Origin of the sequence: Collinsella sp. TF07-1 (genome assembly GCF_003437235.1) — a bacterium.
Taxonomy (GTDB): domain Bacteria; phylum Actinomycetota; class Coriobacteriia; order Coriobacteriales; family Coriobacteriaceae; genus Collinsella.
On record NZ_QSRV01000007.1, the window covers coordinates 59,790 to 83,259 of the forward strand.

General features: G+C 56.5%; 20 protein-coding genes and 1 riboswitch. Of the genes, 16 read left to right on the top strand and 4 right to left on the bottom strand.

The annotated features are described in order from the left end of the window. The first annotated feature begins 93 nt into the window (after positions 1-93). The 9 genes from DXC67_RS04290 (at position 94) to DXC67_RS04330 (ending at position 11,326) form a co-directional block, all read left to right on the top strand. Positions 94-354 carry a hypothetical protein gene (locus DXC67_RS04290; protein ID WP_117637512.1) on the top strand — a complete coding sequence of 87 codons (261 nt, stop codon included), beginning with the start codon at positions 94-96 and terminating at the stop codon, positions 352-354. A gap of 47 nt (positions 355-401) precedes the next feature. Beyond that, entirely contained in the window at positions 402-683 is a 282-nt protein-coding gene (locus tag DXC67_RS04295; RefSeq protein ID WP_055251466.1) for a DUF2087 domain-containing protein, read from the top strand. After that, a complete protein-coding gene (locus DXC67_RS04300; protein ID WP_082435530.1) occupies positions 661-1,845 on the top strand; it encodes an MFS transporter in 1,185 nt (394 codons plus the stop codon). Before DXC67_RS04295 ends, DXC67_RS04300 begins: the two co-directional genes overlap by 23 nt. Positions 1,846-1,852: 7 nt before the next feature. Then, complete coding sequence (locus tag DXC67_RS04305) at positions 1,853-4,174, top strand: radical SAM protein (RefSeq protein WP_117637486.1); 2,322 nt, start codon at positions 1,853-1,855, stop codon at positions 4,172-4,174. Between the two features lie 312 nt (positions 4,175-4,486). Beyond that, positions 4,487-6,487 (top strand): NAD(+) synthase, encoded by a 2,001-nt coding sequence (locus DXC67_RS04310; RefSeq protein ID WP_117637487.1) that lies wholly within the window; start codon positions 4,487-4,489, stop codon positions 6,485-6,487. 118 nt (positions 6,488-6,605) lie between these two features. After that, positions 6,606-7,769, top strand: coding sequence for a pyridoxal phosphate-dependent aminotransferase (locus DXC67_RS04315; protein ID WP_117637488.1), 1,164 nt, complete (start codon positions 6,606-6,608; stop codon positions 7,767-7,769). Between the two features lie 202 nt (positions 7,770-7,971). After that, on the top strand, positions 7,972-8,922 hold the full coding sequence (locus DXC67_RS04320) for an L-lactate dehydrogenase (RefSeq protein ID WP_089573042.1): 951 nt from the start codon (positions 7,972-7,974) through the stop codon (positions 8,920-8,922). A gap of 127 nt (positions 8,923-9,049) precedes the next feature. Then, complete coding sequence (locus DXC67_RS04325) at positions 9,050-10,210, top strand: DUF2974 domain-containing protein (protein ID WP_117637489.1); 1,161 nt, start codon at positions 9,050-9,052, stop codon at positions 10,208-10,210. Positions 10,211-10,321: 111 nt separating this feature from the next. Next, positions 10,322-11,326, top strand: a complete 1,005-nt coding sequence (locus tag DXC67_RS04330; RefSeq protein WP_022094136.1) for a nucleoid-associated protein — start codon at positions 10,322-10,324, stop codon at positions 11,324-11,326. Between the two features lie 248 nt (positions 11,327-11,574). On the opposite strand, the gene dapD is transcribed toward DXC67_RS04330, so the two are convergent. From dapD to dapA, 3 genes are read right to left on the bottom strand one after another with little or no spacing between them, the layout of a single operon-like run. After that, positions 11,575-12,294: a 2,3,4,5-tetrahydropyridine-2,6-dicarboxylate N-acetyltransferase gene (dapD, locus tag DXC67_RS04335; RefSeq protein ID WP_117637490.1), complete on the bottom strand. Its 720-nt coding sequence runs from the start codon at positions 12,292-12,294 to the stop codon at positions 11,575-11,577. A gap of 39 nt (positions 12,295-12,333) precedes the next feature. After that, a complete protein-coding gene (gene dapB, locus DXC67_RS04340; RefSeq protein ID WP_199410604.1) occupies positions 12,334-13,074 on the bottom strand; it encodes a 4-hydroxy-tetrahydrodipicolinate reductase in 741 nt (246 codons plus the stop codon). Then, complete coding sequence (gene dapA, locus DXC67_RS10575; RefSeq protein ID WP_117637491.1) at positions 13,067-15,376, bottom strand: 4-hydroxy-tetrahydrodipicolinate synthase; 2,310 nt, start codon at positions 15,374-15,376, stop codon at positions 13,067-13,069. The genes dapB and dapA overlap by 8 nt, the downstream gene beginning before the upstream one ends. Positions 15,377-15,441: 65 nt before the next feature. Beyond that, positions 15,442-15,610, bottom strand: a riboswitch (Lysine riboswitch). 145 nt (positions 15,611-15,755) lie between these two features. On the opposite strand from dapA, the gene DXC67_RS04350 reads away from it, so the two are divergent. From DXC67_RS04350 to DXC67_RS04370, 5 genes are all read left to right on the top strand, one after another. After that, on the top strand, positions 15,756-16,943 hold the full coding sequence (locus DXC67_RS04350) for an N-acetyldiaminopimelate deacetylase (protein ID WP_117637492.1): 1,188 nt from the start codon (positions 15,756-15,758) through the stop codon (positions 16,941-16,943). Positions 16,944-16,945: 2 nt separating this feature from the next. Next, positions 16,946-17,269: a hypothetical protein gene (locus DXC67_RS04355; protein WP_143759215.1), complete on the top strand. Its 324-nt coding sequence runs from the start codon at positions 16,946-16,948 to the stop codon at positions 17,267-17,269. Between the two features lie 164 nt (positions 17,270-17,433). Continuing rightward, entirely contained in the window at positions 17,434-17,877 is a 444-nt protein-coding gene (locus tag DXC67_RS04360; protein ID WP_117637493.1) for an FxLYD domain-containing protein, read from the top strand. A 32-nt stretch (positions 17,878-17,909) separates the two neighbouring features. Continuing rightward, positions 17,910-18,332, top strand: a complete 423-nt coding sequence (locus DXC67_RS04365; protein ID WP_117637494.1) for an XRE family transcriptional regulator — start codon at positions 17,910-17,912, stop codon at positions 18,330-18,332. Between the two features lie 98 nt (positions 18,333-18,430). Continuing rightward, complete coding sequence (locus DXC67_RS04370) at positions 18,431-19,810, top strand: protein kinase (protein WP_158551286.1); 1,380 nt, start codon at positions 18,431-18,433, stop codon at positions 19,808-19,810. 37 nt (positions 19,811-19,847) lie between these two features. Here the strand turns inward: DXC67_RS04370 and DXC67_RS04375 are convergent, their stop codons facing one another. After that, a complete protein-coding gene (locus DXC67_RS04375) occupies positions 19,848-20,981 on the bottom strand; it encodes a glucosaminidase domain-containing protein (protein ID WP_117637496.1) in 1,134 nt (377 codons plus the stop codon). Positions 20,982-21,375: 394 nt separating this feature from the next. On the opposite strand from DXC67_RS04375, the gene DXC67_RS04380 reads away from it, so the two are divergent. Both DXC67_RS04380 and DXC67_RS04385 read left to right on the top strand, forming a co-directional pair. Further along, a complete protein-coding gene (locus DXC67_RS04380; protein ID WP_099431498.1) occupies positions 21,376-22,632 on the top strand; it encodes an ATP-grasp domain-containing protein in 1,257 nt (418 codons plus the stop codon). A gap of 84 nt (positions 22,633-22,716) precedes the next feature. Next, positions 22,717-23,463: an aspartate/glutamate racemase family protein gene (locus DXC67_RS04385; protein WP_233503157.1), complete on the top strand. Its 747-nt coding sequence runs from the start codon at positions 22,717-22,719 to the stop codon at positions 23,461-23,463. Positions 23,464-23,470 lie beyond the last annotated feature (7 nt).

A 23,470-nucleotide genomic window follows, 5' to 3' on the forward strand; every position in this document is an offset into this window, starting at 1 on the left:
AACAGATACCATCAACTCATCAAGGGGGCCTGCTGTCTTTGGTGCAATAGCTTGATGCTAAACTGGATTTATGTTTGCGAGGTGGTTTACGTGATGTACCCGTATATGACATTCGAAGATGGAACCGAGGTCATTCATTCTGACCTGATTACAGATGGCGATATTGAAAAGGTTATCGTGCATTTTGAGCGACCGACGGCAGAGGGCTTCGACTCCGCTCGTTGTGAGTTGCCTTCCTGTTCGTGGACTGACTGGGAAGGGCATTTTACTCAGAGTGAAAAACGAGCTTTCGAAGAGTGTCTGAGCAAATTATTTAGATTAGTTCGAATAAAGAAGCTGAATGCGATGACCTAAAGCGTATGCATTTTTAGTATTAGATGCGTATGAAATGGAGGATGTGAATGGATGAGCTAATAGACTTTAAAAAACGATTTCTCAAGAATGGCGAGCTGGTTTCAATTCCAAAAAAGGAAAGCTATAAAAGAATCATGCTGCTATGGGCCGTCTCTTTCTTTGAATTAAATACAAGTTATACGGAGCTTCAGGTTAATCGTGTGCTGTCACAGCTCTATCCTGATTATGCCGTGTTGAGGCGGTACTTGGTTGATTATGGATTCCTATTAAGGGATGAACGAGGCCTGAAATACGAGGTTAATCGTGATGTTCACGGTATTGAGAGCTAGCCGTCCGGTTCGGGTCCTATATATTGCTAGAGGGATAAGCGAAATAGGCAATTGGTGTGCGAATATTGCTTTGCCAATGCTGATTTACGAGGTAACTCACGATGTTTCTGCAACTGCTTTGATGGTCTGCTGCAGATTTGCCCCCTCTCTGTTTTCAGTTGCGCTCGCGCAGCTGCCTCAGAAGATGGGTATCGGGACACTGCAGGCCATGAGATTGGCAGACTTAATTCGCGCGGGATTATTCGTTTGCTATATTTTTGTTGATAGTAAATGGAGTATGTTTGCTATTACGTGCGCGGTATCGCTTTGCCGAACGGTAGAAATGCCCTGCTTTTACTCGTTGTTAAGAGCCAATACGAATAGTATCAATCGCGACGTAATTAATAATTCGTTTGGGTTCCTGCAGAATTTGATGATGGTTCTGGGGCCAGTTGCCGGCGGTTTTGTTGTCGCTCAATTTGGGGCGGAGGCTGTTCTTGCATTAGACGCGCTTTCTTTTGCCGCGTCGTTCTGGTTGCTGCGAGATGTTCCGTCGGTTATCGAGGTTAATGATAAAGAGGGAATAAGCAAAAATGAAAAAAACAGGACTGCATTTAGTGATCTTAGCGCGAAGCACTTGGCAATTGGTTTCCTATTAATCGATATTTCTAGTGGCGTGGCATTCGGCTCTCTGAATTCTCTTTTGCCAGCTATAGCGCAATTGCAATTTGACTCGTCATCGATACAATACGGATTCCTTCAGAGTAGTCTTACAATCGGACTGTTGTTCGGAAATACAATATATGGTCGTTTAATCAGTGGTTCCGATTGCGTTAAATCATATTGTTTTGTGACGTATCTTGCGCTCGGTGCGTATCTGGCGTTTGGCTATCGCTATGCGTCTGGGATATCGTTTATTTTCCTTTTTATCGTCGGTGCCGGAAACGCCATTCAAGATGTGCTTCTCATAACATCGCTGCAGGATTTGGCGAGAGACGGATCTGAATCGATAAGCCTGTTTTCAATTAGGGAGTCTTTGCAATCGGTTGCTGTTGTTATTTCAACACTTCTTGTTTCGCTGTTCACGAGCATCGCGATGTTCTCAATTCTCGTTACAGGACTTGGTGTATTTTCAATTATGATGGTAGTTGTGTTTCAATTGAATTATTTGCGAAAGATGTGACGTTGATATGCCTAAAACGCTTTTAGTATTTCCCCCAGGATGGAGTCCAGTGGGGCCGTATCTTGCCTTGCCTGTTTTGAAGTCATATCTTCAAGAGGTTGAACAATACAAAGTTGACATTGTTGACTTAAACGTGGAATTTTACGATGACCTCCTATCTTTTAGACATGTCGAAGAGTGCTGTAAAAGGTATCGGGAATCAAAGGATTCGTTTAGTTCGAATGTTCAATTAACAATCGAGTTGATACAAAAGTCGGCACTTAATGTTGACGAGGCAAAAGATATTTTCAGATCGAAGAGATACTTTAATCTAAAAGAAAGACAATATGCTGAAAACATTTTTAGAAATGCACTCTATATCATAAATCACGTCTCATATGGAGTTAAATACACGTTCAACTCCATAGATCTGCCCTATGATTATTATTCGACACCAGAAATAATGAAATCGCTTGCGGATACCTTGCATAATCCGTTTATTTCCTTCTATGAAACTGCCTTTCTTAAGCGTATTCAGAGGGAAAAATTCGAGTTTATTGGGATTTCGGTGAGCGGCTGTTTCCAATTGATTTCTGCAGTTACGTTAGCGAAACTGATTAAGGAAGAATGTCCATCTGTTAAACACGTCTCATTGGGCGGCAATTACATTACTCGTTTAGCAGATGACTGCATGAAAGAATGGCATCCCTTTTTTGAATACATTGATTCGATAATGATGTATGACGGCGAAGAGCCGCTTGCACGTCTTCTTGAGGCTCTTGACTCTGGTGATGACAATCTCGACTGTGTTCCAAACCTTTGCCATGCTAAAGGTGGAAAGATATATAAAAACCATCGGATTGAGCAAACATTTATCAACGATACAGTTCCCGATTTCGATGGCTTCGCCCTTTCTAAATACTTCATGCCTGAGTTAATATTGCCGGTTTATTCCTCTAGGCAGTGTTTTAATCATTGCGCCTTCTGCACCATTCCCGGTGCTACCGGTGGTTGTTACCGAAAGATGCCTATATCGAGAGTATTTGAAATAATGTGTCGGTTAAATGAAAAATACGGCACGAGAGTTTTCTCTTTTGTGGATGAAACATTCGAAGGCAAAAGAATGGAGCAACTCGCGGATGAAATAAACGCATCGGGAAAAACGTTTTTCTGGCATGGAGAAACGAGGTTCTCTCCAACCCTAAGTACAGAAGTTTTTAACAAGATATACCAAAGTGGATGTAGGCAGATTCAGTTTGGCCTCGAGTCATACAACCAAAGAGTTCTTGATCTAATGAAGAAGAACACGAGAGTTGATTGGATTGATCGCAATGTCCATGATTGTCTCAATGCGGGTATTCCTGTTCATCTATTTTTTATGATTGGCTTTCCGACCGAAACTAAAGAAGAGGCTCTGAACACCTTAGCTTATACAGAGAATGTTTTGAATTATTCAAAACAGGTATGTGGTGTTCCATATTCCACGAGAGGATTTACGAATTTTGGTCTCGTTATGGGGTCGGATGTTTGGAATCATCCCGATAAGTATGGTGTCTCTGTAATGCCGAAGTCCCAATATGAGGATTTGCGCCTCGAAGTGGATTATGTTTCAGGCACTGGTTTAACTTTAAATGAAGCAAAATCCTTATCTGATGAGCATCATATTGATTTTTATATGCAAGAGGTCATAAACGGTAGCGACACAATTGACTTGCCCCAGCGGCTTCATATTTCAGAGGTGACCTGGATCCTAGATTCTATTCACGCTGTCAGGTATAAGGGACATTTGACCAAAGTAAAGCGACGGCTAACTAGTCTAAATCCAGCCGATCGAATCTGGCTGGATTCCAAGACCTCTGTCGTGCTCGTTGAGCCATTTGCCTACTTCTATAATTCTGAATACCATCATGTCTATGCTGTTTCCCAGTTGGTATACCATAAGTTGGCCCGTTTATTGGAGGCCGATTGTAGCATTTCTCTTATTCTTGATCAGGGCGACCTCGAGCTGACAAGGGCGATAGAAGAACTGTTGCATTATGGATTGCTGAATACAAATATCGATGCCGATTATGTAATGCACGATAATGGTTTTCAATTGGTTAAAAGTTCGTTTGTTAAAGAAGTCGGACGCTCAAAAGAGGGGTTAAGAGTACTGCTGAGTTGTGCCACCCATAGAATGTGTGCGGTTAATGATTTTTCGTTCGCTTTGCTTTCGTTGTTTGAAAAGCCGATTACTAAGAACGAGGTGCGCGACATTTTGAAAAAAGAGGGACTATCGACAAGCGAGGAGCAATTAAACAAGTTGGTTGATAATTGCATGAAAGCAGATATACTACAACTGATTAGATAGAGGAGGTTTCTGCATGGACGTTATTAACAAAGATCTCTTGGAGCAACTGAAAGAGTCTCAGGAAGAGGGCGTCGTGGTAGAAGTGTTCGACTTTGAGGACTACATGGATAAATTCTGCCATTAGTTTCGGAATTTTCTTGCCTCGCTTAAAGGAGAAGTCGATTATCGATTTCTCCTTTTTTAATTAAAGATTTTTTTGGAATACATGCTCTTAGCACAGGTTAGCGTCTCAGTAAACTGGGAGGTTGCTTTGGCTAGTTAGAGATATGTGAACGTCCGTTAGACTGAATCTCAGGGTAGAAGGGGCCTCCAGTGTCCAGATCAACAAGGCAATGCTGCGTTTCGGCTAATAAGAACGACGGCTTTCTGCGGGTTGCGGCGGCATCGCCGCAGATTCGCGTCGCCGATGTCGAGGGCAATGTCGAGGTTGCGCTGGCGGCTGTTCGCGATGCTGCCGGGCGTGGCGTTCGCGCGTTGGTGTTGCCCGAGCTTAACCTGACCGGCTATACCGCGGCTGATCTGTTCCATAACCGCACGCTGCTGCATGCCTGTGAGGCTGCTCTGGTGCATATCCTCGACGAGACTCGTGAGCTGTCGATTGTCTTTACCATCGGTCTTCCCGTTGCGGTTGCCGAGAATATCTACAACTGCGCCGCCGTGTGCTGCGCGGGCGAGCTTTTGGGCCTCACGGCCAAGAAGTATCTGCCCAACTATGGCGAGTTCTACGAGTGCCGCTGGTTTGCTCCGGCGCCCGCAGATCCTGTGTGGGTCGAGTTTGCCGGTCAGGGTCCGGTTCCGCTGGGTTCGGGGCTTGTCTACCGCTGCTGTGATGAAGGCGCCGAGGATATGGTGCTGGGTGTCGAGGTGTGCGAGGACCTGTGGGTGCCGGCACCCCCTTCGACCGAGATGGCGCTTGCCGGTGCGACGGTGATTCTCAACCCGTCGGCCTCGGACGAGATTATCGGTAAGGCAGATTACCGCCGCAGCCTTATCTCCAACCAGAGCGCGCGCCTGTACTGCGCCTATGCCTACGCGGACGCGAGCGAGGGCGAGTCCACGACCGATATGGTCTTTGCGGGCGAGAACCTCGTCTACGAAAACGGATCCAAGCTCGCCGCGACCAAACTGCTTACCTGCGATATGGCCATCGCCGACGTTGATCTTGACCGCCTGGTTGCCGAGCGCCGTCGCTCGACGACGTGGACGCGCGCGGACGATGCGCCGGAGGCCACGACCGTTGAGTTTTCGTTTGAGGGCGTGCTTGCGAAGGATCCTGTTCTTCGCGATGCGCTTGATATCGACCGCGTTTTCCCTCGCGCGCCTTTTGTGCCGGCCGACCACGGTGATCTGGCCGAGCGCTGCGAGACCATCCTCGACCTGCAGACCGCCGGCCTCAAGACCCGCCTTGCCCATACGGGTACCAAGGCGGCTGTCATCGGTCTTTCGGGCGGCCTGGACTCCACGCTAGCACTGCTTGTGACCGTGCGCGCCTTCGATGCACTGGGGCTGCTGCGCACCGGTATCACGGCCGTGTCCATGCCCGGCTTTGGCACGACGCACCGCACCAAGTCCAATGCCGAGTCGCTTGCTCGCGACCTGGGTGTGAGTTTCCGCGAGGTTTCGATTCATGCGGCCGTGGAGCAGCACTTTAAGGATATCGAGCACGATCCGGCCGTACAGGACGTGACCTACGAGAACAGCCAGGCGCGCGAGCGTACGCAGATTCTGATGGACCTAGCCAACCAGGCCGGCGGTTTTGTCATCGGTACGGGCGATCTGTCGGAGCTGGCGCTCGGCTGGGCTACCTATAACGGCGACCACATGAGCATGTACGCCGTCAACGCGAGCGTGCCCAAGACGCTTGTGCGTCATCTGGTGCGCTATGCGGCTGATGTCTTTGGCGGGCGTATTGCCGAGGTCTTGCTCGATATCCTCGATACGCCGGTATCTCCCGAGCTTCTGCCGCCCACGGGCGACGGCGAGATTGCGCAGAAGACTGAGGATTTGGTGGGCCCGTACGAGCTGCACGACTACTTCCTCTACTACCTGCTACGTTTTGGCTTTGAGCCGGGCAAGATCTACCGCATGGCGCTCAAGAGCTTCGAGGGCGTCTACGACGCCAAGACCGTCCACACGTGGCTGCGTACGTTCTACCGCCGCTTCTTTGCCCAGCAGTTTAAGCGAAGCTGCCTGCCCGACGGTCCCAAGGTGGGCTCGGTGACGCTCAGCCCGCGTGGCGATTGGCGTATGCCGAGTGACGCCAGCTCGCGTCTGTGGCTTGCGCAGATCGATGCGCTCAATCCGATTGACTAAGGTTGGCTAAATTGAACCAGTACGGGGGTTGTAAGCGTTACACTTTTGCAATCTGATGGCCCGTATCGCGCGGCGCTCTTGTCGGAGCGCCGCGTTTTTTATATCGAAAGGTGGCACCATGCAGGCATCGCAGCGTCTCGACCGCTTTGGCGCGGAGGTCTTCGCCTCGCTCAACAACAAGCTTCTTGCGCTTAAGGCCCAGGGCAAGACCATTTACAACATGAGCGTGGGCACGCCCGACTTTAAGCCGTACGACCACGTGGTCGAGGCGCTCACGCAGGCGGCCCAGGACCCCGAGATGTGGAAGTACGCCCTGCGCGACCTGCCCGAGCTCAAGCAGGCCGTGTGCGATTACTATGAGCGTCGCTTTGGCGTTTCGGGCATTACGCCGTCCATGGTGCAGTCGTGCAACGGCACGCAGGAGGGCGTGGGCCATTTGGGCCTGGCCCTGCTCGATCCTGGTGACACCATCCTGGTTCCCGATCCGTGCTACCCGGTCTTTGAGGCGGGTGCCAAGATCGCCGATGCCAAGCTCGAGTACTATCCGTTGGTCGCCGAGCATAATTACCTGCCCTATGTGGCGGGTATCGATCCTGAGGTTGCCGATCGTGCCAAGTATATGATCGTGTCGCTGCCCGCGAACCCGGTCGGCTCGGTGGGCACGCCCGAGGTCTACGAGGAGATTATCGCCTTTGCTCGCGAGCACGACCTGCTCATCGTCCATGACAACGCGTACTCCGACATCGTGTTCGACGGCGAGCCGGGCGGAAGCTTTTTGCAGTATCCCGGCGCGCTCGAGGTGGGCGTTGAGTTCTTTTCGCTCTCTAAGTCGTTTAACGTCACCGGCGCGCGCATCGGCTTTTTGGTCGGTCGCGAGGATGTGGTCTCGGCTTTTGCCAAGCTGCGCGGCCAGATCGACTTCGGTATGTTCTTCCCGATCCAGAAGGCTGCCATCGCGTGCCTCAACGGTCCGCGCGATGAGGTCGAGGCGCAGCGTCTGAAGTACCAGGTGCGCCGCGATGCCCTGTGCGACGGTCTTGAGGGCTTGGGCTGGGAGCGTCCCAACGCGCATGGCTCCATGTTTGTGTGGGCCAAGCTTCCCGGTGGTCGCACCGATTCCATGGCGTTTTGCGAGGAGCTCATGGAGAAGGCCGGCGTTGTGGTGACGCCGGGCGCGAGCTTTGGTCCTTCGGGCGAGGGACACGTGCGCATGGCGCTGGTCCTGCCGCCCGATCAGATCGCTTTGGCTGTCGAGGCCATTCGCGAGGCGGGCCTGTATTAGAAACCTATTTCGGTGCGTCAATAGCTCGAAACCGATTTCGTGCAGTTATTTTACGAATCCTGCAAATAATTTCGGTAAACGGTCGATATTTGGCTGCGAATAGGAGCATAATCAAAGTCCCGATTGGATATATTGGGATTACGACAAGCCGCTCGGGGTCGTTCCCGGGCGGTTTGTTTGTGGAGCGAGATGGGAGTTTCTAATGGTTAATGAGAAGAAGGTCGCTATTGTCGGCTGCGGTTTCGTCGGCTCGTCTTCGGCGTTTGCGTTGATGCAGAGTGGTCTGTTCTCCGAGATGGTCCTCATCGACGTGGACAAGAACCGCGCCGAGGGTGAGGCCCTGGATATCGCGCACGGTATGACGTTTGCCGAGCCGATGAAGATCTACGCCGGCGATTATTCCGATGTCGCCGACGCTGCCATGATCGTCGTCACCGCTGGCGCTGCCCAGAAGCCCGGTGAGACCCGCCTGGACCTGGTCAACAAGAACGTCAGCATCTTTAAGTCCATTATTCCCGAGATTAAGAAGTCTGGCTTCGACGGCATTCTACTCATCGTCTCCAACCCGGTCGACGTTCTGACCTACGCCGCCATCAAGATGTCCGGCCTGCCCGAGGGTCACGTCATCGGTTCGGGCACTGTACTCGACACCGGCCGTCTGCAGCAGATGCTTGGTGCCCACGTCGAGGTTGACCCGCGCGATGTCCAGGCCTATGTCATGGGTGAGCACGGCGACTCCGAGTTTGTCGCTTGGTCCAGCGCTCAGGTTGCCGGCGTGCCGCTGAACACCTTCTGCGAGCTTCACGGCCATCTGGAGCATGAGGCTGCCGAGAAGCGCATCGCCGAGGACGTCAAGAACTCCGCTTACACCATCATTGAGAAGAAGCACGCCACCTACTACGGTGTCGCCATGGCCGTCAAGCGCATCTGCACCGCTGTCATGCGCGATGAGCAGACCGTTCTGCCCGTCTCCTCGCTCATGGTGGGCGAGTATGGCCTGTCCGACCTTGCCATCTCCATGCCGACCGTCGTTGGCCGTGACGGCGTTGTCTGCCGCGTTCCCGTGCCGCTGAACGATGACGAGCAGCATGAGCTTACCGCCTCCGCCAAGGCCCTCAAGGACATCATCGACAGCGTCGACTTCTCCTGCTAAATCGAGCTCGCCAGAGCGAAAAGCTACAATGAAGGCGTCTGGGTCCACACGGCCCGGGCGCCTTTTTGGTGCAAAGCAACCTGACCCCAACGCACCATCCCAATGCGCCATTGTTGATGGGAGAGCCATGTCGGATTCGCCTAATTTTTTGACCTATGCCCAGACGGCGTTTGATCCGTTTGAGGAACGGCCGTTCTGCGCGGTGGATAGCCTGGTCTTTGCGTGGTTGTCCTATTTGCGTTTGCCGGGTGATATGGCGGAGCTGACGAACTGGCAGGGCCTAGACGTACGCGAGCTGCTGCGTGCCGAGTGCTACCGGGACATGATTGGCGACCTGTGGGATCCGGAGGGGAGCAGGGCCTTGTTGGAGGCCGTGGCAGCAAGCCCTCGCTACCGTGGCGTTCGTGTTTGCGGCTATCGTACCGTGAGTGATGCCGAGACGACGGAACAATTTGCGGCTATGACGTTCCGATTTCCGGCGGGGTTTAGTTATCTTTCCTTCCGGGGGACCGACAGCACGATTGTGGGCTGGAAAGAGGACTTTAACATGGCGTTCCGGTGTCCCGTGCCGGCCCAGGAATCTGCGGCGCGTTATGTGGACGAGGCGGCGGATGCGATTGACGGGCCGCTTTTGTGCGGAGGTCATTCCAAGGGCGGAAACCTTGCGGTGTACGGTGCGGCGATGTGCTCCGACGTCGCCCGTGAGCGAATCGAACGGGTGTATTCCCATGATGGTCCGGGCTTCGTCGAGGAGTTTCTGAACGGCAACGCCTTTGCCGATCTTTCCGGTCGAATCGACAAGACGCTACCTCGGTCGTCGATCTTTGGCATGATGTTCGAGACACAGGAGGACTATGCCATCGTTGAGAGCACCGAGTTCAGCCTGCTGCAGCATAATCCCTTTAGCTGGGTGGTTGATGGTCGCGACTTCGTGTACTGTGAGCGCCTGTCCGCCGGTGCTCGATACGTTGATGGCTCTATTCGCGAGATGCTGCTTGCAGTGTCGCCTAGCGAGCGCGAGCGTTTTGTAGATGCGTTGTTCTCCGTGTTTGAGGCTACGGGTGCTGAGCGGTTTGCGGATATCGCTGGGAATCTGCGCGAGAGCCTGCCCGTGATGCTCCAGGCTGCGCAAGGCTTTGACAAGGATACGCGACGCTTTGTCTCGCAGACCATCGTGGCAATCCTTAAATGCGCGCTGTTGCCCAAGCGCCCCGAGCCCAGCGTACCCACGAGCGGCAAGAGCTTTGCCGAGCAGCTCGAGGCATGGCAGTCCGAGCTCCTGCGCTAGCCATTGGTGCAAAGCAACCTGACCCCGATGCACCAATCTTCGATGCGTCTGGGGCGGGATCGACCGCTATACTGGTTCGTGCCGAAATCGATCTAGAACGGAATGCCGTATATGAAAATCAATCACGCGATTCTGCATATCCTGGACTTTGACTCTGCCGTCAACGTCATGAGCCAGCGCGAGCTCGATATCGAGAGCCGTACCGTGCGCAACTTCGTGACCACGCATCTGCGCCGCGCACGTACCTCGGCCGACAATAAACGCGCCACGTTTGCCGAGAACTCTGCGTTTGGCGGCGAGCTCAAGGGCTATTTCTTTGGCGAGCGCGAGTTCGTGGACCTGTCGCAGCAGATTGCGGAGTTCATCTCTTCCGAACTCACCAAGGCCGAGAAAGCCGAGTCGACTGACGTGCTCGTGGCCGATTTTGACGACGATGAGGATGCCCGCTGGTTTGCCGTGATGCTGCTGGGCTCCAAGCAGGCTTTTATGCACGAGGTGGGCCGCGAGGAGGGGGAGGTGCGCAACGACATCGCGCGCCACTACGCCATTCTGCCGAACCCCTCGCAAAAGGTGCCGAGCTATGCCATCGTGCGCGCGAGCACCATGGAGATCGGCTATGTGGACAAGAAGCGCAAGATTGCCGGCGAGGACCGTATGCTTATCCCCGATGGCCTGCTGCAGTGCGACACGGGCGTATCGGGCAAGGAGGTCATCGACACCGTGACGCGTGTGGTCGAGGAAGTCGCCGAGGAGCACGGCGCCAACACGGCCGTGGCGCTCGCCAAGGTTAAGGCCGCTGTGGCCGAGAAGGTCGAGGATGACGAGGAGCTTCCGCCCTGGGATATCGTCGATGAGGTCTTTGAGGACGAGCCGGTCATCAAGGAAAGTGTGCGCGCGGCACTGACCGAGGAGAAGGTACCTGAGCGTGTGCCCGTGGAGCGCAAGCAGGTCGAACGCGCGGCGGTACGCAATCATAAGATTCGTACCGACACGGGTATCGAGATCAGCTTTCCGGCCGAGATGGGTTCGAACTCCGAGTACATCGAGTTTGTCAACGAACCCAACGGCCTCATCTCCATCGAGCTCAAGAATATCGGCAGCATCGAGAATCGATAAGTTGCGTTACGCCTGCAGCGAGAAAGCGAAGGCCGAAGCCTCGGATGAGGGCTTCGGCCTTTTTACTTGGGGCTTAATTACGCTACTGGTTGAGCATAGGTCAGCGAAAACGCCCCAGAGCGAGCAAGGTGACGTGAAAGAGGAGGGCATTGACCTTTTGGTCATGCCCGACGATTGAACGTCAGATTGCCGCTCTGGGGCGTTTGCAGCGTCGAGCCGTTACGCGGGTTGGTAAACCCGCGTAACTTCTACAGCCGGCGTAAGCCTTCCTCGAGTCCGGTCTTGCTGTCGGTCTTCTCGTCGCGCATCTTGATGACGCGGGCGGGGACGCCGGCCACGACGGCACCAGCGGGGACGTCCTCGACGCACACGGCGCCGGCGGCAACGACAGCGCCCTTGCCTACGTGCACGCCTTCCAGGACCACGGCGTTGGCGCCGATCATGACATCGTCCTCGATGATGACGGGCGTGGCGCTTGCGGGTTCAACGACGCCTGCCAACACGGTTCCAGCGCCGATGTGGCAGTTCTTGCCCACTGTGGCGCGGCCGCCCAGCACGGCGCCCATGTCGATCATGGAGCCCTCACCGATGACGGAGCCGATATTGATGATGGCACCCATCATGATGACGGCGCGATCGCCGATCTCGACGCGGTCACGGATGATCGCGCCCGGCTCGATGCGGGCGTTGATGCCCTTAAGGTCGAGCATGGGCACGGCGGAGTTGCGGCAATCGTTCTCCACATCGTAGTAATCGATGGAATCGGCATTGGCATCAAGGATGGCTTTGAGCTCATCCCAGTCACCAAAGACGGTCTTGCCACGACGACCGCCGTAGACGTGCGCATTGCCCCACTGGACCTTCATGCCGGGCTTCTCGCGCACGTACAGTTTGACGGGCGTCTTTTTGGGCGCTGTGGCGATGTAGTTGATAATCTCCTGGGCATCCATCTCGGCTGCATTGCTCATTTGCTGTCTCTCCTTTGGGTGGATCCGGTTGATACCTGGTTAGGCAAACATGACCTGGTCGAACGTATAGAAGCCGTGCTCGCGGGTGACGAGCTTCTGCGCGGCTGCCAGGGCGCCGTTGACGAAGATCTGACGGCTTGTGGCGCGATGCGTGAGCGTGACTTCTTCGTCCTGGCCAAAGAAACTCACTTCGTGCACGCCGGCGACAGTGCCACCGCGCAGCGAGTGCATGCCGATCTCCTTGGGGTCGCGCGCTCCGCACATGCCCTCGCGGCCATAGACGGGGTGGTAGCCTGCCTTGGGCTCGGCCTCGACTACGGCGTCGAGCAGCAGCTTTGCAGTGCCGCTGGGGGCATCGATCTTTTGGTTATGGTGCGTCTCGACGATTTCGCAGTCAAAGCCGGGCAGCTCGCGTGTGGCCTGTGCTACCAGATGACGCAGGGCTGCGATACCGATGGAGTAATTGCCGGAGTGCATGACGCGGGCGTTCTGACCCAGCTCGCGCAGGCGGTCCATCTGATCGGGTGTGTAGCCTGTAGTGCCCGAGACCAACGCCGCGCCCGTGCACTCGACATAGGCGACGACGGCATCGAAGGTCACGACGTTCGAGAAGTCGATGATGACGTCGGCTGCCGGGGCGCTCTCGAGCTCGGACAAGTCGAAGCCGATGTGGGCCACGATATCAAAAACGGGCTGCCCGGCGGCGTCGACAATGCCTTCGGCGGTAGTGCGGATGAGCGAGCCCATGCGGCCCGTTCCCATAATGACGGTCTTAATCAAGCAGACCAGCTCCCTTCAGAGCATCGGTAAGTGCGGCTCGCGTGTCGTTGGCCATGGGGCACAGCGGCATGCGGTAGTTTGCCTCGATCATACCCATCTGGGCGAGCGCTTCCTTAACTGGGATGGGGTTGACCTCGCTAAAGAGGGCATTGATGAGCGGCTGGCCGGCAATCTGGATATCGCGGGCGCGCGCTACGTCGCCGTCCAGATAGGCGCGGCACATGTCGTGCACGAGCTGCGGCTGAACATCGGCCCACACACTGATGGTGCCCGAGGCGCCCAGGCTCATGAGCGGCACGGTGAGGGCGTCCTCGCCCGAGTACATGCGGAAGTCATCGGACAGCAGGTGGGCGATCTTGGCCGCGTAGGCGACGTTGCCCGAGGCTTCTTTAATACCCATGATGTTGGGGTGCGCGGCCAAGCGCTCTACGTTGCGCTCGCTGATGCCGCAGCCGCAGCGGCCGGGGATGTTGTACAGGATGCAGGGGATATCTACGGCATCGGCAACGGTCTTAAAGTGCTGGTAGATGCCCTCCTCGTTGGACTTGTTGTAGTAGGGGGTAATGAGCAGCAGGCCGTCGGCGCCCAGGCCCTGATAGGTGAGCGACTTGGTGAGCATGGTCTGCGTGGAGTTGGAGCCCGAGCCGGCGATGACGGGGACACGGCCTGCAACCTGCTTGACCACCGCGGCGACAACGGAGTTGTCCTCATCGTCAGTCATCGTGGCGCTCTCGCCGGTGGTGCCCAGGGTGAGGATGGCGTCGGTACCGTTTTGCAGGTGGAAATCGATAAGGCGCTCGAGCGCGTCAAAGTCGACGCTTCCGTCCTTTTTAAACGGCGTGACGAGGGCGACGATCGAACCCTCGAGGTTGCGGATATCCATGTTCTTCTCCTTCGCTTCCGCGATCTGGATGCGTTTGTTCCACTGAGCGGCGACGGCCAGACGCTCGTCCTGGGCGCGACGGCGGGCACTTTCGGCGCGCGACTTGGCCAGCAGCTCTCGGCCGCTAGGCAGCACGTCGAGCGTGGCAAAGTAATCGCCCGGGCGCTCAGCACGGCGGATGAGGTCGGCCGAGCCATCGGGGCGCAGCAGCACCTCGGCGGAGCGCAGACGGCCGTTGTAGTTGTAGCCCATGGAGTAACCATGCGCGCCGGTATCGTGGATCACGAGCACATCACCCATGTCGACCCGCGGTAGCTCGCGGTCGATGGCGAACTTGTCGTTGTTCTCGCACAGATTGCCCGTAATGTCGTACGTGTTTGTGACAGGCGCCGCGGTCTTGTCGGAGCCACCCGGCTGGCCCATCACCGTAATGTGGTGGTAGGCGCCATACATGGCAGGGCGGATCAGATCGACGGCGCTTGCGTCGACACCGATATAGTCCTTGTAGATTTGCTTCTCGTGGATGGCCTTGGTGACCAGGCAGCCGTAGGGGCCCATCATAAAGCGGCCCATCTCGGTGCAGATTGCCACATCGCCCATGCCGGCGGGAACCAGAATCTCGTCGTAGGCCGCATGCACTCCTTCGCCGATGGCATGGATATCGTTGGCCTGCTGCTCGGGCAGGTAGGGGATGCCGACGCCGCCGGACAGATTGATAAAGGCGACGTGTGCGCCGGTCTCGCGCTCCAGGCGCACGGCAAGCTCAAAGAGGATGCGCGCGAGCTTGGGGTAGTAGTCGTTGGTGACGGTGTTGCTGGCAAGGAATGCGTGGATGCCAAAGTTTTCGGCGCCCTTGGCCTTGAGCGTGCGAAAGGCCTCGAAGAGCTGCTCGGTGGTCATGCCGTATTTGGAGTCGCCGGGGTTGTCCATGATGCCGTTGGAGAGCTGGAACAGACCGCCCGGATTAAAGCGGCAGCTGACCGTCTTGGGGATGGGGCCTGCGACGCGCTCAAAGAACTCGATGTGGCTGATGTCGTCAAAGTTGACGATGGCGCCCAGCTTGTCGGCGAGCTCAAAGTCCGCTGCCGGCGTGTCGTTGGATGAGAACATGATGTCGTGTCCCGTGATACCCAGCGAGCGGGCGATCATGAGCTCGGTATAGCTCGAGCAATCGCAGCCGCAGCCGTATTCGTTGAGAATGGAGATGAGCGCCGGGTTGGGATTGGCCTTGACGGCAAAGTATTCCTTAAAGCCCGGGTTCCATGCGAAGGCGTCGCGCACCTCTTGCATGTTGCGTCGGATGCCCGCCTCGTCATATAGATGAAATGGCGTGGGGAACTGCTCGACGATATGCTCGAGCGTCTTCTTGTCCACAAACGGCTGCTTGGCCGCATATGCCTCGTTGGGGGTTAATGCCATGTCCCGTAAACCTCGCTATCCAGACGGCGCCATCTGCGCATCGAATCCGCATAGCGTGGACCCAATGTCCGGATAGCGCTCCCGCATTGCTGCAGACAGTCCTGCGGGTGTTTCCCGCAGGCCCACCAGGTTGTTCGTGCCCGAAAAGCCCAGTTCGGCGGGTTTCGCCTCCCCACGGGGTCAAAGCCTGCCGGCTCACCCGCGGTTCTTCGTGCCCGCGCCTCTATCAAGTGGTAACGACCCTACCACGTTGCACTTTACCAAACAAGAGTATTCGTATATAACGTTTAAAAAATGCAGGGATATGCTGGAAATAAGGGTGTAGCAATCTTGCGGCACAATAGATAGCAGCCGACGCGCACCTACGAAAGGAACCAATATGGCCGAGCTCCAAGAACTCCGTCGCTACCGCCGCGACTTGCACAGGATCCCGGAGCTCGACTTCGATCTTCCGCAGACGATCGCCTATATCGAGGGCGTGTTGGCACCGCTCACCTGCGAGGTGACCCATCCGTGCCCCGGCTGCGTCTGCGCTTTCTTCGACGCTGGCGTTGGCGCCGCGCATGCCACGGCGATTCGCGCCGATATGGATGCGCTGCCCATTGCCGAGGCAACGGGGGCAGCGTTCGCTTCGACCCATCCCGGCAAGATGCATGCTTGCGGGCACGATGGACACATGGCCATGGCGCTTTCGGCGGCAACCTTTGTCGACCGTACGATCCGTGAGCAGCCGGGCGCCATTAAGCGCAATGTGCTCTTTGTGTTTCAGCCGGCCGAGGAGACGACTGGTGGTGCCAAGACGGTGTGCGAGAGCGGCGTGTTCGAGCGCTACGGGGTGGATCGCATCTTCGGCTTCCACGTGTGGCCCGATCTGCCCGCCGGCACGTTGGCGAGCTGCTCCGGTCCGTTGCTGGCGCGTTCGAGTGAGACACACATTCATATCCATGGCACGAGCATCCATATCGCTAAGACCTATGGCGTTCCGGTCGAGGAGTCGCACGATGCGGCGCTGGCGGCTGCCAAGTTCTTGGTTTCCGAGCGCGAGCTCATGGACGAGTTGGGTGTCGACGAGCCCTGCATTGGTAAGTTCGGCCTGCTGCAGGCCGGCACCGTCTGCAATGCGGTGGCGGGGGAGGCCCATGTTGCCGGCAGCCTACGTGTGTTTACGGACGACATGTTCGACCGTGCGCGTGAGGGCGTGCGCCGCGTGTTGGACGAGGCCTGCGCCGCAACAGGCTGTACGTACGACCTCGACTTTGCCGAGGGCTATCCGCCGGTCGATAACGACCCCGTGCTGTTCGCCCACATTGCGCCTGTCTTGTCCGAGCTGCAACTCGTGGATGAGCCTTTGCTGATTGCCGAGGACTTCGCTTTCTATCAGCGCCATCTGCCAGGTGTGTTCTTCCTCCTGGGTACGGGCGTGCCGGAGGGACAAGATAATCCGATCGATTCGGATGGCTGTCCCGCCTATGCCACGAGCGCCCTTCACACTGATACCATGCTCTTTGACGAGGAAATCCTACTCAAAGGCCTCGATGTCTACAAACGATTGCTTGGCTTGGAGTGACGATGGAACGACGCCGACAGTCTGCCGTATATAGTCCGGGTGGATGCGGATGCGGTTTGCTGCTGCTTCCGGTCATCGCTGTGAGCATTGGCGTGATGTTTGTGTTTGCTGGGCTGGCTGCGGCGGCACTCGTACTGTTTATCACCGCCATCGGCGTGACGGTCTGGCTGTGCCGTTCTCGCGAGCAGCGCCGCGCCGACGGTAAGACCAATGTCGGCTGGGTCGTCTTCCTGATCATTGCGTACCTATTGAGCATCAGCTACCTGGTGTTCTTTGTCCTAATGATGATCAGTGCCTTTACCGGGAAATCCGTCACGGTGGGTTGATGCGCTGCCAGCAGACGGTCACGCAAAGTGCGTTTGCTCGGCGTCTGGATAGCTGCATTGGCCGTTTACCGCAACCTTAGCCCTCAGCTAATGAATTCAAGTTCAATCCTTTCTACGATGTGCTGTGTGCCGGCACGGTAGCCGGATCGTAGGAAGGATGAATAATGGCAAAAGAGGGAAAGAAGCCGATCGGCAAGATTGTCCTAGGCGTCATCGTGGTGCTGGTTATCGTCGGTGCCGTGGGCTCCATGGGTGGCAATTCAACCGATTCGTCTGCGAGCGATTCGGCAAAACCTGCCGAGGCGACACAGCAGGCTGAGGAGCAAAAAGAATCGCAAGAACCGTATACCATTGCTGACGAGGCTGAAGACACCTCCAGTCAGTTTGCCTATAAGATCACGGGCACGCTTACCAATAACACGGACAAGGAAAAGAGCTACATTCAGATTGAGTATGTTCTGTATGATGCCGATGGCAACCAGGTTGGAACGGCTCTTGCAAACACCAATCATCTGAAGGCGGGCGGCTCCTGGAAGTTCGAGGCGCTGGGTACGGTGTCTCCCGACCAGGTTGCTAGCTGGGAGCGTTCGGACGTAAGCGGTTTCTAGCATGTTGCATGCACTGGGGGAGGTGAAGTCGTATGCCCGATAAAAAGCTGACCGAGGAGCTGCTCAATGAGCTTCTCGATGCGCCGAACATCGATGGCTATATCAGGGAGCACGACTTTGCTGCCCCGTCGCTTTCGGACTACCTGAAGCAGCTGCTGCAGGAAAAGGGCTTGGAGCGCTCGCGCGTGGTTCGTATGGCCGATCTCAATGAGACCTTTGGCTATCAGATCTTTACCGGTGCGCGTCACCCGAGTCGCAATAAGGTGCTGCAGATTGCCTTTGCGATGGCGCTGACGCTCAAAGAGGCCAACCGTGCACTGACGGCTGCCGGGGTAAGCGTCCTCAACTGCAAGGATCGCCGTGATGCGATTATCATCTTTTGCATCGATCGCGGGTGCAGCCTCCAAAAGGTCAACGAGGAGCTGTATCGCTTTGGCGAGGAGACGGTGAGTTAGCGGCTGATATCTGAGCCGGCGGAGCTGCCGAACAACGATGCAAACGAACGGGGCGCGGATGCCATGGGGTGTCTGCGCCCTGCGCTATGATGGAGGCTATGGATACTCAGACCACAACATATTCCGATGACGAGCTGACCGCAGCGCTTGCCGAACATCTGGCGTCGCTCGATCGCGACGACAGCTATCGCGTGGAGCGTGTACTTAAGCGCTCGTCCGTTGAAACAACCGAGCTCGTGTACTTTGAAGGAACCGGCGGTGGTTCGCTCGGCCCCTTTGTCCGTAAACGCATCGATGCTTCGGCTCAAATCGGCGGGGCATACGAGCGTCTGTTTGCCGCCCAGCGGGCAGGCAGGCGTTTTGAGCACCTGCCCAGAATCGTCGATTGTCGTCGTGTGGGCGACGAGCTCAACGTGGTTATGGAATACATCGAAGGGGAGACGCTCGGGGTGCTGGTGGACCGTCTGGGAGCCACCCCCGATTATGCGCGTGAATTGTATCCTGCCCTATGCGATGCCGTGGGCGAGCTCCACGCCGGTTTTGCAATGGCGGGGGAGACGTCGGCGCCGGTGATCCATCGCGACCTCAAGCCGTCGAATGTCATCGTGACGGGTGCGAACTGTACGCTCGATGAGGGCCTGACGTTTTCGTCGCTGGTGATTATCGACTTGGGGATCGCGCGCGTGTGGCGCGATGGCGCCGATGCAGACACCGTCAAGTTTGGCACGCGACCCTATGCGCCACCCGAGCAGTATGGGTTTGGGCAGACGAGTGTACGCAGCGACGTCTACGCACTTGGCGCCCTGTTGTTCTTCTGCTTGACGGGAGTCGACCCTAAACCAGGGCTCGACATGCACGAGCAATGCGAGGCGCGTGGCATTCCCACTCCACTTGCCGATGCCGTCTGCATGTCGATGGCGCTCGACCCGGCCAAGCGTTTTGCGAGTGCGGAAGCGTTGGGACGGGCGACGCGCTCGGCATACGATCTGAGCCGCCCCGTGCGGCCTCCTACACCTGCGCCTGTCCGTACTCCGGCCTCGGAGACGGTGTTGACGCTCCAAGGGCTCCAGAACCCCGCAGGGCTTCCTAGGCCTGCCGCCTCCGCTGCATGCGGTCTGCTCTCTCGCGTTCCGGAGTCTCTGGGGCGCATTTGGAATACGCTTGTCTGCTTCTCGCTACTTGTGCTCTTTGCCGGAAGTCACTTTGCCGTCTTTCACCCCACGGGAGCAAACCAAGGCTACCCGACGTGGCTTCTCATAATCGAGTATTTTTTCTTTGTCGATGGCCTTATGGTGCTTATGCATTTTGCGCTGCTCGATAAGCGCCGTCTTCGTCGGCGATTCACACTGCTCGACAGCTATCGCGGCAAGAAACTCGCGAAACTTTGGCTCAAGGCATTGGGTATGCTGCTCCTATGCATGATCGTCATAGTCGCGGTTGCCAATGCGACCGGCGTCGTCGATACCTCCGCTACCTAAAAGAAAAGGGCCCCATTGGGGCCCTTTGCAGTTGCACCTAGATGCGGTTCATCTGAGCGGCGACTTTGTTGTACCAGTCCTGCCACGTGGGCGGGCAGTACTTTTTGGCCGCTGCTGGGGTAAGGGTGGAGCCGTAGTTGGCGCCCAGATAGGCAACGTGAGCGGAGATGCCCTCGCTCCAGCTGCCAAAGCTGCGCCAACCGCCGCCACGGGCACTCCAGCCCCAGGCGTTGTAAGAATTGGCGCAATAAGCACCCTTGGTGCTCTCGATGCAGGCGATGGCGGGGGACCAACGGGGGTCGACACCGGTATTCCAAGCGGCGACGGCAAAGTTATAGCCCTGGCCTGCCATGGGGGAGCCGGCTAGATAATTGTCGATGCGGCTCGTCCACTCATTAATGAACGAATCGTAATCGGAGCTACCGGTATTGGCGTTGTTCACCGTGGTGCCGATGGTGGTGTTGGTGTTGGTGGCCTGGCTGCTGGAATTGCTGCCGCTTACGCCCTCGCCCGAGAGCTTCTCGGCGGCAGCGGCCTTATCGGCCTCAAGCTTGGCAAGCTCGGCGGCATTTTCCTGCTCGGCTTTTGCCTGTGCCTCGCTGCGGAGCTGCTGGGCCTGAGCCAACGCATTCTCGGCGTTTTTCTGCTCTGCCTCAAGCTGAGACTTGGCCTGCTGGAGCTCAGCCTTGTTCTGCTCGAGTTCGGTTTGCATGTTATTGAGCTGTTCGATCTCGTCGACGCTCGAGCTCGTGATCTGGTTGGTGTATTTGCAGGTCGTGATGAACTCACCCAGGCTCTGCGCGTTGACCAGGAAGCTCACGATGGGGTTGGTGCCCTTCTGATACTTGTACAGATCGCGCATGGCGGAGCTTGCCTTGGCCTGCTGCTCGGGAAGCTTAGCCTCGATTTCCTCGATGCTTGCCTCATTGGAGTCAATCTGCTTTTGCAGGTCATCGAGTTTGGTGCGGGCGTCGTTGTAGGCGCTCGTGGCGGCTTCGATCTTCTGCTGGGCTGCGGAAAGCTGGTCCTGCGTTGCCTGCGAGGCGGCATACGCCGCAACGGGGGAGAGCATCGGCGTGGCCGTCAGCGCAACGGCGAGTGCGGCGCTCGTGATGATACGAGCCGGCTTCGACGCAATGAGCGCTGCGGCGCGATGATTCGAATGCTGCATCCAGTCCCTCTGCAATCAATCGTAGGTTATGGTTCGAACGGTATTCTACTACTGCTTTCGACCTCAACTTGAACCTTAAAGGTTCCAAAGGGTCAAGTTGAACTTGAGGCTTTGGCTTTGACCTGCAGTTATGATGAATTGTTGAGAAACCATAGAGTTCAACTTTAACGTTACGGGGGCCTGTTTGCGGACGGGCTTTCGGTCGTGAAAGCTATCTCAACAGGGGGTTTGCGGCTACAAGGCCCCATCGCGGTGAGTGCGGCTTTATGCTGGACGATCACGTCGATTGCCATAGATACGGTGGAGCTTTGGGCGCCGGCGGCTTGGCACGCTAGAATAAATCAGTTGCGCAAAGACCGCCCGTTGTGTGGGCAGTTCATGATAGGAAGTTTCCATGGCATTGCAGTTTACAGAGCGCGAGTTCATTCCCGTGCTGCTCGGTGGCGACATCAACGCCTATTCGGTGGCGCGCGCCTTCTACGAGGAGTACCAGGTCAAGAGTCTGGTCTTTGGCAAGTATCAGACGGGTCCCGCGTACCGCAGCCAGATTATCGACTACACGCCCAACGTGGATATCGATACCATGCCCGTGATGCTCAGGACCGTCAACGGCATTGCCCAAGCGCATGCCGATAAGACGATTGTCCTTGTGGGCTGTGGCGATAACTATGTTGCCCTCGTGGCTCAGGCCAAGGATGCCCATGAGTTGGCGGATAACATCGTCGCGCCTTACGCTCCCTATAGCATGCTTGAACAGTGTCAGAAGAAGGAGATCTTCTACGAGCTGTGCGAGAAGCATGGCGTGCCCTATCCGCATACCTTTACCTTCACCATGGCGATGCTGAACGCCCAAGGCGAGGCGCCTGCCGAAGTGCTCGACCAGATCGATTTTCCCTACCCGATGATTCTGAAGCCTTCTGACGGCATCATGTGGTGGCAGCACGAGTTCGAGGGCCAGAAAAAGGCCTATGAGATTGCCGACCGTGCCGAGCTGGAACAGGTCATTCGCGACTCGTATGCCAGCGGCTACACCGACGACCTGATCTTGCAGGATCGCGTGCCCGGCAATGACGAGTACATGCGCGTACTCACCAGTTATTCCGACCGCAACGGCAAGGTGCGCATGATGTGCCTGGGTCACGTGCTGCTCGAGGAGCATCAGCCTCACGGTGTCGGCAACCACGCCTGTATCATCACCGAGCCCAATGACGAGCTCATGGGCGGCGTGCGCAAGTTGCTCGAGGACCTTCACTTTGTGGGCTATTCCAACTTTGACGTTAAGTACGACGAGCGCGACGGCTCGTTTAAGTTCTTCGATTTCAACACGCGCCAAGGTCGCAGCAACTACTACGTCACTAACAGCGGCTTTAACGTTGCCAAGTATGTGGTGGACGAGTATGTGTTCAACCGCCCGTTTGAGCCGGAGTTTGTGACGGCGCAGGACGAGGCGCTGTGGATGGTCGTTCCCATGGGCGTCGTCGACAAGTACGTCAAGGATCCCGAGCTGCGCGCTAAGGTGCATCGCCTGGACAAGGAAGGCAAGGGCGCCGACCCTTCGTTTATGAAGGGCGACTTTGTCTTTAACCGCTGGCTGCGCATGTGGCACACCAAGCTGCGCCACTTTAAGCTGTTCAAGACGTATTACAAGTAGATGAGTGCGGCGCCCGTCCGGTTTACATCGGGCGGGCGCGGGTATGATACGCGCAATTGCGCAAGCGTCACCAAGGAGGCGGCGATGGAAAAGCTGGGAGTTATCGGCGGCATGGGCGCCGAGGCCACGTCGTATTACTACGACCAGGTGGTGCGCCATACGGCTGCTGCCTGCGATCAGGAACATATCGACATGGTGGTGCTCTCCAAGTCGACCATGCCCGACCGCACGCTTGCCATTAAGACCGGCGAGCATGCCAAGCTGCTGGCGACCATGAAAGAGTGTGCCCAGGCACTCGAGTCGCTGGGCTGTGCGCACATTGCCATTCCCTGCAACACGTCGCACTACTTCTACGACCAGATCCAGTCGTTTACGAAGGTGCCGATTATTCACATGCCGCGTGAGTCGGTGCGCTATGCCCTTGCGGGTGCGGTGATGGGGGAGTGCGAGTTCGACCCCAACCTGAGTATGCCGGCCGAGCCAGTGCACAAGATTGGCATTATGGGCACCGACGGAACCGTGGGCGCGGGCGTCTACGGCTGCGAATGCGAGGCTGCGGGTGTTGAGGTTGTCTATCCCAGCGAGAAACGTCAGAACGATGTGATGTCGCTTATCTACGATGATGTGAAAGCCGGACGTGAGCCCGATATGGATAAGTTCGACCGCGTGATGTGGGAGTTCGCCCGTAGCGGCTGCGACCGTGTCATTCTGGCCTGCACCGAGCTATCGGTGCTGCAGAAGTATCGAGAGATGCCCGAGATCACCCTCGATGCCATGGATGTCCTGGTGCGCGAATCCATCATCCGCAGCGGCGTCCCCTACCGCCTCTAGCTTCCGA

What these genes read in the sequence shown, in the direction of transcription:
- DXC67_RS04375 (WP_117637496.1), bottom strand. Translation starts at nt 20,981, where the DNA reads ATGCAGCATTCGAATCATCGCGCCGCAGCGCTCATTGCGTCGAAGCCG.
- DXC67_RS04315 (WP_117637488.1), top strand. Translation starts at nt 6,606, where the DNA reads ATGCAGGCATCGCAGCGTCTCGACCGCTTTGGCGCGGAGGTCTTCGCC.
- DXC67_RS04300 (WP_082435530.1), top strand. Translation starts at nt 661, where the DNA reads ATGTTCACGGTATTGAGAGCTAGCCGTCCGGTTCGGGTCCTATATATT.
- DXC67_RS04305 (WP_117637486.1), top strand. Translation starts at nt 1,853, where the DNA reads ATGCCTAAAACGCTTTTAGTATTTCCCCCAGGATGGAGTCCAGTGGGG.
- DXC67_RS04320 (WP_089573042.1), top strand. Translation starts at nt 7,972, where the DNA reads ATGGTTAATGAGAAGAAGGTCGCTATTGTCGGCTGCGGTTTCGTCGGC.
- dapA (WP_117637491.1), bottom strand. Translation starts at nt 15,376, where the DNA reads ATGGCATTAACCCCCAACGAGGCATATGCGGCCAAGCAGCCGTTTGTG.
- DXC67_RS04360 (WP_117637493.1), top strand. Translation starts at nt 17,434, where the DNA reads ATGGCAAAAGAGGGAAAGAAGCCGATCGGCAAGATTGTCCTAGGCGTC.
- DXC67_RS04350 (WP_117637492.1), top strand. Translation starts at nt 15,756, where the DNA reads ATGGCCGAGCTCCAAGAACTCCGTCGCTACCGCCGCGACTTGCACAGG.
- DXC67_RS04370 (WP_158551286.1), top strand. Translation starts at nt 18,431, where the DNA reads ATGGATACTCAGACCACAACATATTCCGATGACGAGCTGACCGCAGCG.
- DXC67_RS04380 (WP_099431498.1), top strand. Translation starts at nt 21,376, where the DNA reads ATGGCATTGCAGTTTACAGAGCGCGAGTTCATTCCCGTGCTGCTCGGT.
- DXC67_RS04330 (WP_022094136.1), top strand. Translation starts at nt 10,322, where the DNA reads ATGAAAATCAATCACGCGATTCTGCATATCCTGGACTTTGACTCTGCC.
- dapD (WP_117637490.1), bottom strand. Translation starts at nt 12,294, where the DNA reads ATGAGCAATGCAGCCGAGATGGATGCCCAGGAGATTATCAACTACATC.
- DXC67_RS04290 (WP_117637512.1), top strand. Translation starts at nt 94, where the DNA reads ATGTACCCGTATATGACATTCGAAGATGGAACCGAGGTCATTCATTCT.
- DXC67_RS04295 (WP_055251466.1), top strand. Translation starts at nt 402, where the DNA reads ATGGATGAGCTAATAGACTTTAAAAAACGATTTCTCAAGAATGGCGAG.
- DXC67_RS04365 (WP_117637494.1), top strand. Translation starts at nt 17,910, where the DNA reads ATGCCCGATAAAAAGCTGACCGAGGAGCTGCTCAATGAGCTTCTCGAT.
- DXC67_RS04355 (WP_143759215.1), top strand. Translation starts at nt 16,946, where the DNA reads ATGGAACGACGCCGACAGTCTGCCGTATATAGTCCGGGTGGATGCGGA.
- DXC67_RS04325 (WP_117637489.1), top strand. Translation starts at nt 9,050, where the DNA reads ATGTCGGATTCGCCTAATTTTTTGACCTATGCCCAGACGGCGTTTGAT.
- DXC67_RS04385 (WP_233503157.1), top strand. Translation starts at nt 22,717, where the DNA reads ATGGAAAAGCTGGGAGTTATCGGCGGCATGGGCGCCGAGGCCACGTCG.